We start from the raw sequence: 12,376 nt of genomic DNA, 5'->3' as shown, positions 1-12,376 counted from the left end.
AACAATGGCTGATCTCCGCAATAATTTCGTCGGCATCAAGTCGCCCAACCCGTTCTGGCTGGCCTCCGCACCGCCGACCGACAAGGCCTACAACGTCGAACGCGCCTTCAAGGCCGGCTGGGGCGGCGTCGTCTGGAAGACGCTCGGCGAGGAAGGCCCGCCGGTCGTCAACGTCAACGGCCCGCGCTACGGCGCGATCTGGGGCGCCGACCGCCGCCTGCTGGGCTTGAACAATATCGAGCTCATCACCGATCGCGACCTCTACACCAATCTGCGCGAAATGAAGCAGGTGAAGATGAACTGGCCGGACCGGGCGCTGATCGCCTCGATCATGGTCCCCTGCGAGGAAAACGCCTGGAAATCGATCCTGCCGCTGGTCGAGGAAACCGGCGCCGATGGCATCGAGCTCAACTTCGGCTGTCCGCACGGCATGTCGGAGCGCGGCATGGGCTCTGCTGTCGGGCAGGTGCCGGAGTACATCGAAATGGTCGTGCGCTGGTGCAAGCAGTACACGCGCATGCCCGTGATCACCAAGCTGACGCCCAACATCACTGACATCCGCAAGCCGGCGCGCGCTGCCAAGGCCGGCGGAACCGACGCGGTCTCGCTGATCAATACGATCAACTCGATCACCGCGGTCAACCTCGACACCTTCTCGCCGGAGCCGTCCATCGACGGACGTGGCAGCCACGGCGGCTATTGCGGCCCGGCGGTCAAGCCGATCGCGCTCAACATGGTGGCCGAGATCGCCCGCGATCCGGAAACCTACGGCCTGCCGATCTCAGGTATTGGCGGCGTAACGACCTGGCGCGATGCGGCCGAGTTCCTGGCGCTCGGCGCCGGCAACGTGCAGGTCTGCACGGCGGCGATGACCTATGGCTTCAAGATCGTGCAGGAGATGATCACGGGTCTGTCCGACTGGATGGACGCCAAGGGCCACCGCAATCTCGACGATATCACCGGCCGCGCAGTGCCGAATGTCTCCGACTGGCAGTATCTCAACCTCAACTACATCGCCAAGGCGAAGATCGATCAGGATGCCTGCATCAAGTGCGGCCGCTGTCACATCGCCTGCGAAGATACCTCGCACCAGGCGATTACCCAGTTCGTCAATGGCGTGCGCCACTTCGAGGTGATGGACGACGAATGCGTCGGCTGCAATCTCTGCGTCAACGTCTGCCCGGTCGAGAACTGCATCACCATGGAAAAGCTGCCCGCCGGCGACCTCGACAAGCGCACCGGCAAGATCGTCGATCCGAACTACGCCAACTGGACGACCCATCCGAACAACCCGATGGCCCGCCAGGCCGCGGAGTAATCGACTTGCAACGCCGCGGCGCAATTCGCCCCGCGGCGTTGCTTGCTGAGCGCGACCCGCCGCCTGTGGACGACCTTGTGAATGTCTCGCCGCGCAGATCCGCAGCTGCTGGTTTCCTGTGACAAGCACAGGAAGGAGGAGGGCTAGAAGGCCAATATCAGGGCCTCAACCGCCGCCAGCCGCAAACATCTTCCGATAGGCGCCCGGGCTCGTGCCCAACCGCTTGCGGAAGTGATGGCGCATCGTCGCCAGCGTCCCAAAACCGCTGGAAGCTGCGATGTCGTCGAGGGATGCGCCGATCTGTTTCTCCAGCAGTTCGCGCGCATGGCGAAGCCTCTCGCGCAGCAGCCATTCACCGACGCTGATCCCGGTGGTGCTCTCGAACCGTCGCTGAAAGGTTCGCTGGCTCATCCCGGCTTTCGTCGCGAGCAGGCTGATCGGCTGCTCCTCATCCAGCCGCTGCCGCATCCACTCGATCAGCGGGCCGAGCCGGATGCCTTCGCGCTTCTGCGGCACCGGCGCCTGGATGAACTGCGCCTGCCCGCCCTCGCGATGCGGCGGCAGAACCAGGCGCCGCGCGACGCTGTTGGCAGCCTCCGCGCCGAAATCACCACGAACCACATGCAGACAGAGATCGATACCGGCGGCGCTTCCTGCCGCCGTCAGGATACTGCCCTCGTCCATGTAGAGCACGCCGGCATCGAAGCTGATATCGGGGTAGCGTTGCGAGATCGAGGCGACGTAGCGCCAATGCGTGGTTGCCCGCCGATGGCCAAGCAACCCGGTGGCGGCAAGCACCGCAACACCGGAGCAGAGGGACATGATCCGCGCACCACGCTGATGGGCTAAGCGCAAAGCATCGATGACCGCGTCCGGAACCTCGGCATCGATCGCGCGCCAGCCAGGCACGACGATCAAATCCGCCTCCTCAAGCACCTCCAACCCATGATCGACGCAAACCGTCAGCCCGCCGGCCGCACGAAGCGGTCCCGTCTCTATCCCGCAAACCGAATAGCGGTACCATCGCTCGCCCATTTCCGGACGCGACAGACCGAACACCTCGTAGGCAATGGCGAACTCGAAGGTGCACAGCCCGTCATAGGCAAGCACCGCGACATGGGGTCCGTTCAGCGCGTTTGGCATGATCTTTACGTGAACCGTCATTCTGGCCAATTTCGCCAAGCCATAACATCGGCGATGGTCGGCGGCAACTCGAACCGAAAGGACATGCCATGCCAAGCTTCGTCGCCGAAACCCCTGCCGCCGCTGCGGAGGCCACCGCCGCCTACTATGCCCGCAAGCTCGCCTTCGAGACCGATTGCTGGGACGTCCACGCATCGCTTTGCGCCGGCAACAGTGACTTCGTACTGCTGGACGTTCGCTCTCCCGCACTTTACGCCGCCTCCCACGTACCGGGTGCCATCAACCTGCCGCACGGCAAGATGACGGCGCATCGCATGTCGGAATGGCCCGCAGATACCCTCTTCGTCGTCTATTGCGCCGGCCCGCATTGCAACGGCACCGACAAGGCTGCTCTCCGCCTGGCCAGGCTCGGGCTCCAGGTGAAGGTCATGATCGGCGGAATGACCGGCTGGGCCGACGAGGGGTTTGCCTTCGACAGCAGCCCGGCGACGGCGGCCGCCTGACGCAAGGTTCGCTGCACGGCCAGAGCATTGGACCGCCGCGAGGGAGATTGTATTTTCTTGCGCCGGTGCGATAGTCGGGAGGCGCAAAGAGGTAGCCTCCCGCATGACATGTCATATCGTTGCGATCGGTCAGTTGCCTCCGCCACAAAACGGCTTCTCGCACGCGACGAAAAGCATGATCGTGCTGCTTTCGGAAGCAAACAGCGTCACGGTTTGCAATGTCGCCCCGCCGACCGGCAAGCTGTCGCCGCTGAAGTATCCGATCAAGTTCGGTCGCGTCCTCAGCGCCTGTCTCCAGCTGTTGCGCGATCGCAAGCATGGCAACAGGATCTGCTATCTCGCCTGCGAAGGCGGCTCTGGCCTGATCTACACGTCGCTGCTCGTGCTGTTGGCGAGGCTGCTTGCCTATCCCGTCTACCTGCACCATCACAGTTTCAGCCACATCGATAGGCCGAGGTTGCTGATGCGATCCATCCTGACGCTCGGCGGCAACCGGCTGCGACACATTTTCCTGTGCGACATCATGCGAGACGACTTCACCGATGCTTATGGCCGCCGCACGCGCAGCAGCCTGATCTCCAATGCGGCCCACGTGGCAGCGCAGGAAGAAAGGGACGAGCCGAAGGACCGCACGCATCTTCTGATCGGCATGCTCGGCAATCTCAGCCGCGAGAAAGGGCTGGACACCTTTCTTGATCTCGCACGGCAAGCGCGGAATGAGAGCTTGCCGATCAGGGCAATCCTCGCGGGTCCGGCCGGCGCCAGCGAACGCGCCGCCATTAATGCCGCCGCCGCGGAACTCGGCGATACGCTGGACTATCGCGGCCCGCTCTATGACGCCGCGAAATCGGCCTTCTATCGCGAGGTCGATGTATTCGTCTTCGCCACGACCCATGGCAACGAGGCGCAGCCGCTGGTGATCTTTGAGGCGAAGGCGGCAGGAAACGCGGTCATCTCCTTGGACCGCGGCTGCATCAGGAAGCAGCTCGATGAAAGCGACCTTCTGATTCCCTCGGGCGGGGAGTTTGTACCGACCGCATTGGCCTGGCTATCGGCCATGTCACCGGAGCCTGCGCTCGAAACAAGACGGAAGGCGATCCAGCAAGCCTATAAAACCCGCCACACCAAGGCGCGCGCTGCCATCAACTCACTCTTGAATTTCGACGAATGATGGCGCGACCCCACGACATCACGATGCGCCAGGCACCGGCTTGACCTTCAGCCCGTCGATGAACAGCTGCTCGAGAAAGCGCGCCGCATCGTCGAAGCGACCGGCGCCTGCATGGTCCTGCCCGAGCACCGCCCTCACCTGAACGTCGAAGTCGGCATAATGCTGTGTCGTCGACCAGATCGAGAAAATCAGGTGGTAGGGATCGCACTTGGCGATCTTCCCTGCTTTCGCCCAAGCACGGATAACGTCGGCCTTCTCGTCCACGAGTTCCTTCAGCGGCCCTTTCAGCTCGTCTTCGACATGCGGCGCGCCCTGCAGCATCTCGTTGGCGAAAAGCCGGCTTTCGCGTGGGAAATCGCGGGCCATTTCGAGCTTGCGCCTTATGAAGCTGCGGATCTCGCTTTCGGGATTACCCTCGGCATCGAAAGCTCTCAACGGCTCCAGCCAGGTAAAGAGCACGCGGTCGATCAGCGCCCGGTGCATCGCTTCCTTGGTGCGGAAATAATAGAGCAGGTTCGGCTTCGACATGCCGGCGACCTCGGCGATCTGATCAATCGTGGAACCGCGAAAGCCGCTCACCGAAAACACGTCGAGCGCGGCTTCCAGAATCTGCTCTTCCTTCTCTTCCTGAATGCGCGTGCGCCGCTGAGTCCTGGCTGCTCTCGGGATTGCCATGTCGATCTTGTTTCCCCTTCAAATTCAACCATTTCACTCAAGATTGAACCGGTATGGGCCGCTCGAAGCAAAAATGGGCAGATGCCGGTGATTTTGTCTGTATTTTTCCTGATTTTCGTCTTGAGCCCAGCGCCGGAAGTTGTAATGTTTACCAATCGGTCAAATTATCGATCAGATGCAAAACAAAGGCAACTGGCGATTTTCCGGCGCTAACAAAACAAACAAGAGCGTCGAGAAACTGACCACGGGAACAAGCGGGCATGCGCGCTGCATGATCGCGAAAACAGGTGAGGACTTTAGACATGGTGGCAGCACCAGGCGAGAACATGCGCGTCAACGGGGATCGTCTTTGGGACAGCCTCATGGACATGGCAAAGATCGGCCCGGGCATTTCTGGCGGCAACAACCGCCAGACCTTGACGGACGCCGATGCCGAGGGGCGCGGCCTTTTCAGGACATGGTGTGAAGACGCAGGCCTGACCCTCGGTATCGACAAGATGGGTACGATGTTCGCGACCCGTCCGGGCGCCGATCCGGATGCGCTGCCGGTCTATGTCGGCTCGCATCTCGATACGCAGCCGACCGGCGGCAAATATGACGGCGTGCTCGGCGTGCTTAGCGCTCTCGAAGTCGTCCGCACCATGAACGACCTCGGCATCAAGACCAAGCATCCGATCGTTGTCACGAACTGGACCAACGAGGAAGGCGCACGCTTCGCACCGGCCATGCTCGCCTCGGGTGTCTTCGCCGGCGTCCATACACTGGAATATGCTTACGAGCGCAAGGATCCGGAGGGCAAGACCTTCGGCGACGAGCTAAAGCGCATCGGGTGGGTTGGCGACGAAGAGGTCGGTGCGCGCAAGATGCATGCATATTTCGAGTACCACATCGAACAGGGGCCGATCCTCGAAGTCGAGAACAAGCAGATCGGCGTGGTCACGCACTGTCAGGGCCTCTGGTGGCTCGAATTCACGCTGACTGGCAGGGAAGCGCATACCGGCTCGACCCCGATGAACATGCGCGTCAACGCCGGGCTCGCAATGTCACGCATCATCGAAATGGTGCAGACCGTGGCGATGGAGAACCAGCCGGGCGCCGTCGGCGGCGTCGGTCAGGTTTTCTTCACCCCCAACTCGCGCAACGTCCTGCCTGGCAAGGTCGTCTTCACCGTTGACATCCGCTCCCCCGATCAGGCGAAGCTCGACGGCATGCGCGCCAGGATCGAGGCAGAAGCACCTGACATTTGCGAAGCGCTCGGCGTCGGTTGCGCGATCGAGGCGATCGGCCACTTCGCGCCGGTCACCTTCGATCCGACGCTCGTTTCGCGCGTGCGCGGTGCGGCCGAACGGCTTGGCTACAGCCACATGAACCTTATCTCGGGCGCCGGCCACGACGCCTGCTGGGCAGCAAAGGTCGCGCCGACGACGATGGTCATGTGCCCCTGCGTCGGCGGCCTCTCGCACAACGAGGCGGAGGACATCTCCAAGGAATGGGCAGCGGCCGGCGCTGACGTGCTCTTCCACGCCGTCGTCGAGACCGCCGAAATCGTTGTATAATCAAGGGCGGGATCATTCCCGCCTTTCTTTTACCGGCGGACGCAGAGCCGCGAGCAATCAATGCAAGGGATCTGATCATGAGCACAGTCATCAAGGGCGGAACCATCGTCACCGCGGACCTGACCTACAAGGCGGACGTGAAGATCGAGGGCGGCAAGATCGTCGAGATTGGCGCGAACCTCTCCGGCACCGAAACGCTCGATGCTACGGGCTGCTACGTCATGCCCGGTGGTATCGACCCGCATGTCCATCTCGAAATGCCGTTCATGGGCACCTACTCCTCCGACGACTTCGAAAGCGGCACCCGCGCGGGTCTCGCCGGCGGCACGACCATGGTGGTGGATTTCTGCCTGCCGGGACCGGAGCAGTCGCTGCTTGAAGCCCTGCAGATGTGGGACAACAAGACCAGCCGCGCTAACGCCGATTATTCGTTCCACATGGCGATCACCGGCTGGAACGAACGCGTCTTCAACGAGATGGAGACGATCGTCAAGGACAAGGGCATCAACACCTTCAAGCATTTCATGGCCTACAAGGGCGCGCTGATGGTGAACGACGACGAGATGTTTGCCTCCTTCCAGCGCTGCGCCGAGCTCGGCGCACTGCCGCTGGTTCACGCAGAGAATGGCGATGTCGTTGCCTCGATGACCGCCAAGCTTCTTGCCGAAGGCAACAACGGCCCCGAGGCACACGCCTATTCCCGCCCGCCCGAGGTCGAAGGCGAGGCAACCAACCGCGCCATCATGCTCGCCGACATGGCCGGTGTGCCGCTCTATGTCGTGCACACCTCCTGCGAGCAGGCGCATGAAGCGATCCGCCGCGCCCGCCAGAAGGGAATGCGCGTCTACGGCGAGCCGCTGATCCAGCATCTGACGCTCGACGAAAGCGAATATTTCGACAAGGACTGGGACCATGCCGCCCGCCGTGTCATGTCGCCGCCCTTCCGCAGCAAGCAGCACCAGGACAGCCTCTGGGCCGGCCTGCAATCCGGCTCGCTGTCGGTGGTGGCGACCGACCACTGCGCCTTTACCACCGATCAGAAGCGCTTCGGCATCGGCAACTTTGCCAAGATCCCGAATGGCACCGGCGGCCTCGAGGATCGACTGCCGATGCTGTGGACCCATGGCGTGAACACCGGCCGTCTCACGATAAACGAATTCGTAGCGGTCACCTCGACCAACATCGCCAAGATCCTCAACGTCTATCCGAAGAAGGGCGCGATCCTCGTCGGTGCCGACGCCGATATCGTCGTATGGGATCCGAAGCGCTCGAAGACGATCTCGGCCAAGTCGCAGCAGTCGTCGATCGACTATAACGTCTTCGAAGGCAAGGACGTCACCGGCCTGCCGCGCTACACGCTGACGCGCGGCGAAGTGGCGATCGAGGAAAGCACCGTCAAGACCAAGGAGGGCCACGGCCAGTTCGTCAAGCGCCAACCGTTCCAGGCCGTCAACAAGGCGCTCTCGACCTGGAAGGAGCTTGTGGCGCCCCGCAAGGTCGAACGATCCGGCATCCCGGCGACGGGAGTCTGATCCTTGACATCGTCATTCCTGGACCAGCCGATCAAGCTCCGGAAGCAGAACGACGCTTTCCTGCTCGTTCGGATCTGTGCGGGCGATGATCGCGGTGCAAGGGGTGCCGCTGAGGTTGGCAGGCAGATGCGGCACACCGGCGGGGATATAGAACAGCTCGCCGGCGTGAACGACGACATGATGCTCCAGCTCGTCGCCATACCAGGTGTGAGCCTCGCCGGACAACATGTAGATCGCCGTTTCGTGCGCCTCATGCAGATGCGCCTTGGCGCGCACGCCCGGCGGGATCGTCATAAGATGCATGCAGATGCCCTTGGCGCCGACAGTCTCGGCCGCAATGCCTTCGAAGTAGCTGAGCCCCTGCTTGCCGTCATAGGCATGACTGGGACGCACAATGTGACAGGTGGGCTTTGATGTCGCGTCCATCGTCATCCTCCATGGACCTTGCCGGAACAATGAAAACCGCTACTCATACTATCATGCAAACCGCAGAAGCGCGGGGAAAACAGGATACACAATCATTGACGCAAGCTGCCTCCGTCGTATCCGCCAAGGACCTCTGTCTGACCTACGATGCCAGCGATGCTCCCGTGCATGCGCTGACGAACGTCAATCTCGACGTGCGCAAGGGCGACTTCGTCTCCTTCATCGGCCCGTCCGGTTGCGGAAAGACCACTTTCCTGCGCGTGATTGCTGATCTCGAAAGAAAAACATCGGGTGAAATCACCGTCAACGGCATGACGCCGGAGGAAGCGCGCAAGGCCCGCGCCTACGGCTATGTCTTCCAGGCACCGGCGCTCTACCCCTGGCGCACCATCGAAAACAACATCGCCCTGCCGCTCGAAATTATGGGCTATGCCTCAGCCGACCAGAAAAAGCGCATAGCCGATGCGCTTGACCTCGTGAACCTTTCCGGTTTCGAGAAGAAATTCCCCTGGCAGCTTTCCGGCGGCATGCAGCAACGGGCCTCCATCGCCCGCGCGCTCGCCTTCGATGCCGACCTGCTCCTGATGGACGAACCCTTCGGCGCGCTCGACGAAATCGTTCGCGACCACCTGAACGAGGAGCTTCTGAAGCTCTGGGCGCGCACCAACAAAACCATCTGCTTCGTCACCCATTCGATCCCAGAAGCGGTCTATCTCTCAACCAAGATTGTCGTGATGTCCCCTCGCCCCGGTCGCGTCACCGACGTCATCGACTCGCCGCTTCCCAAGGAGCGGCCGCTGGATATTCGCGAGTCGCCCGAGTTCCTTGAAATCGCCCATCGCGTGCGCGAGGGCCTGAGATCGGGGCACAGCTATGAGCACTAAGGCATTGGGAGTTAAAACCGGTGCACGGGGGCGCTCATGAGGCCAGATACGCTTAAGGATCGGATCGTCCCCGTCCTCACAATCCTGTTGGCATTGATCGCGATCTGGTACGTCGCGGCAGTGCTGATGAATGCCTCCTTCCAGCGCGACATGGATCAGCGCGCCAATCAGACGCCGGGAACGGTGGAATTCGTCGAAAAGACGCTGTCGCAGCCCAAGCCGCTGCTGCCGGCACCGCATCAGGTGGCGCAGAACGTCTTCGAGAATACCTTCCTGCGCAAACTTTCGAGCAACCGCAGCCTGGTCTACCATAGCTGGGTGACGCTCTCGTCGACGCTGCTGGGCTTCGGCTTCGGCACACTGCTCGGCATCGTGATCGCCGTCGGAATCGTTCACATCAAGACGCTCGACCGCAGCCTCATGCCGTGGATCATCGCCTCGCAGACCGTGCCCATCCTGGCGATCGCTCCGATGGTGATCGTCGTCCTCGGCGCGGTCAACATTACCGGCCTCGTGCCGAAGGCGCTGATCTCGACCTACCTTTCCTTCTTCCCGGTCACCGTCGGCATGGTGAAGGGGCTGCGCTCGCCGGAGGTGATGTTCCTCGATCTGATGCGGACCTATAACGCCACAGCCGCGCAGACCTTCTGGAAGCTGCGTGCTCCCGCCTCCGTGCCGTTCCTCTTCACCTCGATGAAGGTCGCGATCGCCGCAAGCCTTGTCGGTGCCATTGTCGGCGAGCTTCCGACCGGCGCCGTCGCCGGCATCGGTTCGAAGCTGCTCGCAGGCTCCTACTACAGCCAGACAATCGATATCTGGGCGGCGCTTGTGGCAGGCTCGGTGCTGGCAGCAAGCCTAGTCGCCATTGTCGGCCTCGTCGCGAAGATCGTCGATCGTTCGATGGGCGGGAGGCCGGCATGAAACAGATGACCTTCTCATGGCAGGGCGTTGTTGTCCTGGTGCTGGCCGCCATTGCGCTCGTGACGCTGCCGATCATGGGCGCAGGCGCGCCTGAGCCGGTTTCGTCGGCGACCGTTGGGCTGACGATCGCCCTGATCGTCGCCCTCGCCTTCGTTTCCTTCGCGCCCTTGCCGAAGCTTTACGTTGCCGGCGCTTTGCTGATCGGTGCGCATTGGGCCGCCTGGGTGCTGCTTTCAAGCGTGACCGGCAACGAGGGGCTGGCGACCAAGTCCCTCTTCCTTTTGATGGCCGCCTGCTGGCTGCTGGCCTGGCGCTGCGTGACCGAGCTTTCGGAGATGAAGCCGGCCTCGAATTTTGGCCGCTCCTTCCTGCGGCTGCTGATTCCGGCAATCTTCGGCGCCTGGATCCTGATCCTCTGGGAAGCGCTGACGCGTGGCGCCGGCATCCCCTTCGTGCTCCTGCCGCCGCCGAGCGCCATCGGCGTCAGGATCGCCGGCTCTCTGCCGATTCTGGCCGACGACGTGCGTCAGACGATCTTCAAGGCAGTGTTCGCCGGCTACGTCATCGGCTGTGGCGCAGGCTTTGCCGTCGCCGTCCTTGCCGATCGCGTCGCCTTCCTGCGCCGCGGCCTGCTGCCGATCGGCAACATGGTGTCGGCGCTGCCGATCATCGGCGTGGCGCCGATCATGGTGATGTGGTTCGGCTTCGACTGGCAGTCGAAGGCGGCCGTCGTCATCATCATGACCTTCTTCCCGATGCTGGTGAACACGGTCGCCGGCCTCGCCGCATCCGGTCCGATGGAACGCGACCTGATGCAGACCTACGCCTCGAACTACTGGCAGACGCTGCTGAAGCTCCGGCTTCCGGCGGCGATGCCCTTCATTTTCAATGCATTGAAGATCAACTCGACGCTGGCGCTCATCGGTGCCATCGTTGCGGAGTTCTTCGGTACGCCGATCGTCGGCATGGGCTTCCGCATCTCCACCGAGATCGGCCGCATGAATGTCGACATGGTCTGGGCCGAGATCGCCGTTGCGGCGCTGGTCGGCTCGATCTTCTATGGCGTCGTCGCCCTCGCCGAAAGGGCGGTGACTTTCTGGCATCCGTCTATCCGTGGTGGCTAGGCGTCGCTTTATTCCCGCCAATGGGATTGGGGCATAACTTCAGAGGGAAAAAGAAAATGAAAAAACTGATTGTTGCGATGATGGCGAGCGCAATGTCGCTCGCAGCAGCCCAGGCGATGGCTGCCGACAAGGTGACGCTGCAACTCAAGTGGGTGACGCAGTCGCAGTTCGCCGGTTACTACGTCGCCAAGGACAAGGGCTACTACGAGGAAGAAGGCCTCGACGTTACCATCAAGCCGGGCGGCCCTGATATCGCGCCGGAACAGGTGATCGCCGGCGGCGGTGCTGACGTCATCGTCGACTGGATGGGCGGCGCGCTAGTTGCCCGCGAAAAGGGCGTTCCGCTGGTCAACATCGCCCAGCCCTTCCAGAAATCCGGCATGGAACTGATTTGCCGCAAGGATGGCCCGATCAAGACCGAAGCCGATTTCAAGGGCCATACGCTGGGCGTCTGGTTCTTCGGCAACGAATATCCGTTCTTCGCTTGGATGAGCAAGCTCGGCCTGAAGACGCAAGGCGGTGCCGATGGCGTAACCGTGCTGAAGCAGAGCTTCGACGTACAGCCGCTGTTGCAGAAGCAGGCCGATTGCATCTCCGTCATGACCTACAATGAATACTGGCAGGCAATCGATGCCGGCTTCAAGCCCGAAGAACTGACTGTGTTCAACTACACCGCCATGGGCAACGACCTGCTCGAAGACGGTCTCTACGCGTCTGAAGACAAGCTGAAGGACCCGGCCTTCAAGGAAAAGATGGTCAAGTTCGTCAGGGCTTCGATGAAGGGATGGAAATACGCAACCGAAAATCCTGACGAAGCAGCAGGAATCGTCGTCGATGCCGGCGGCCAGGACGAAAACCACCAGAAGCGCATGATGGGCGAAGTTGCCAAGCTGATCGGCGACGGCACCGGCAAGCTCGACACGACACTCTACGATCGCACGGCCAAGGCCCTCCTCGACCAGAAGATCATCAACAAGGAACCGACGGGCGCCTGGATGCACGACGTCACGGACGCTGCTTCCAAGTAGTCAGCGGCTGAAACGACGAAACGCGCGGGGCTTCCGCGCGTTTTGCTTTTTGACGAAAAACTTCGCGTTCCATGTCGCATCGGCCATGGCTCGCG

At 61.8% G+C, this 12,376-nt stretch carries 12 protein-coding genes; 9 read left to right on the top strand and 3 right to left on the bottom strand.

The window, feature by feature from the left end; genetic code table 11:
- Positions 1-4: 4 nt before the first annotated feature.
- Positions 5-1,318, top strand: a complete 1,314-nt coding sequence (gene preA / locus BSG20_RS10435; protein ID WP_024315708.1) for an NAD-dependent dihydropyrimidine dehydrogenase subunit PreA — start codon at positions 5-7, stop codon at positions 1,316-1,318.
- A gap of 165 nt (positions 1,319-1,483) precedes the next feature.
- Here the strand turns inward: preA and ftrA are convergent, their stop codons facing one another.
- A complete protein-coding gene (ftrA, locus tag BSG20_RS10430; protein ID WP_072374534.1) occupies positions 1,484-2,482 on the bottom strand; it encodes a transcriptional regulator FtrA in 999 nt (332 codons plus the stop codon).
- A 68-nt stretch (positions 2,483-2,550) separates the two neighbouring features.
- Here ftrA and BSG20_RS10425 point away from each other — a divergent pair, with 68 nt between their 5' ends.
- The gene (locus BSG20_RS10425) at positions 2,551-2,964 is read left to right on the top strand and encodes a rhodanese-like domain-containing protein (protein WP_072374531.1); all 414 of its coding nucleotides are present in this window, start codon (positions 2,551-2,553) and stop codon (positions 2,962-2,964) included.
- Between the two features lie 103 nt (positions 2,965-3,067).
- A complete protein-coding gene (locus BSG20_RS10420) occupies positions 3,068-4,135 on the top strand; it encodes a glycosyltransferase family 4 protein (RefSeq protein ID WP_072374528.1) in 1,068 nt (355 codons plus the stop codon).
- Positions 4,136-4,153: 18 nt separating this feature from the next.
- Here the strand turns inward: BSG20_RS10420 and BSG20_RS10415 are convergent, their stop codons facing one another.
- The gene (locus BSG20_RS10415) at positions 4,154-4,810 is read right to left on the bottom strand and encodes a TetR family transcriptional regulator C-terminal domain-containing protein (RefSeq protein WP_072374526.1); all 657 of its coding nucleotides are present in this window, start codon (positions 4,808-4,810) and stop codon (positions 4,154-4,156) included.
- Between the two features lie 302 nt (positions 4,811-5,112).
- On the opposite strand from BSG20_RS10415, the gene BSG20_RS10410 reads away from it, so the two are divergent.
- Both BSG20_RS10410 and hydA read left to right on the top strand, forming a co-directional pair.
- Complete coding sequence (locus BSG20_RS10410; protein ID WP_072374511.1) at positions 5,113-6,366, top strand: Zn-dependent hydrolase; 1,254 nt, start codon at positions 5,113-5,115, stop codon at positions 6,364-6,366.
- A gap of 77 nt (positions 6,367-6,443) precedes the next feature.
- Positions 6,444-7,898 carry a dihydropyrimidinase gene (gene hydA, locus BSG20_RS10405; protein ID WP_072374508.1) on the top strand — a complete coding sequence of 485 codons (1,455 nt, stop codon included), beginning with the start codon at positions 6,444-6,446 and terminating at the stop codon, positions 7,896-7,898.
- A 12-nt stretch (positions 7,899-7,910) separates the two neighbouring features.
- Here the strand turns inward: hydA and BSG20_RS10400 are convergent, their stop codons facing one another.
- Complete coding sequence (locus BSG20_RS10400; RefSeq protein ID WP_072374505.1) at positions 7,911-8,324, bottom strand: cupin domain-containing protein; 414 nt, start codon at positions 8,322-8,324, stop codon at positions 7,911-7,913.
- A gap of 53 nt (positions 8,325-8,377) precedes the next feature.
- Between BSG20_RS10400 and BSG20_RS10395 the strand changes: the two genes are divergently transcribed.
- The 4 genes from BSG20_RS10395 to BSG20_RS10380 are packed head-to-tail and all read left to right on the top strand — an operon-like array spanning position 8,378 to position 12,281.
- A complete protein-coding gene (locus BSG20_RS10395; RefSeq protein WP_072374502.1) occupies positions 8,378-9,208 on the top strand; it encodes an ABC transporter ATP-binding protein in 831 nt (276 codons plus the stop codon).
- 36 nt (positions 9,209-9,244) lie between these two features.
- Positions 9,245-10,129: an ABC transporter permease gene (locus BSG20_RS10390; protein ID WP_072374499.1), complete on the top strand. Its 885-nt coding sequence runs from the start codon at positions 9,245-9,247 to the stop codon at positions 10,127-10,129.
- Positions 10,126-11,253 (top strand): ABC transporter permease, encoded by a 1,128-nt coding sequence (locus tag BSG20_RS10385; protein ID WP_072374496.1) that lies wholly within the window; start codon positions 10,126-10,128, stop codon positions 11,251-11,253. The genes BSG20_RS10390 and BSG20_RS10385 overlap by 4 nt, the downstream gene beginning before the upstream one ends.
- Before the next feature lie 56 nt (positions 11,254-11,309).
- The gene (locus BSG20_RS10380; RefSeq protein ID WP_072374493.1) at positions 11,310-12,281 is read left to right on the top strand and encodes an ABC transporter substrate-binding protein; all 972 of its coding nucleotides are present in this window, start codon (positions 11,310-11,312) and stop codon (positions 12,279-12,281) included.
- Positions 12,282-12,376: the final 95 nt, after the last annotated feature.

This window comes from Rhizobium tibeticum (assembly GCF_900110205.1).
GTDB lineage: Bacteria > Pseudomonadota > Alphaproteobacteria > Rhizobiales > Rhizobiaceae > Rhizobium > Rhizobium tibeticum.
The sequence above is the reverse complement of the archived record's forward strand: the minus strand, read 5'-3'. Positions and strand labels throughout refer to the sequence as shown.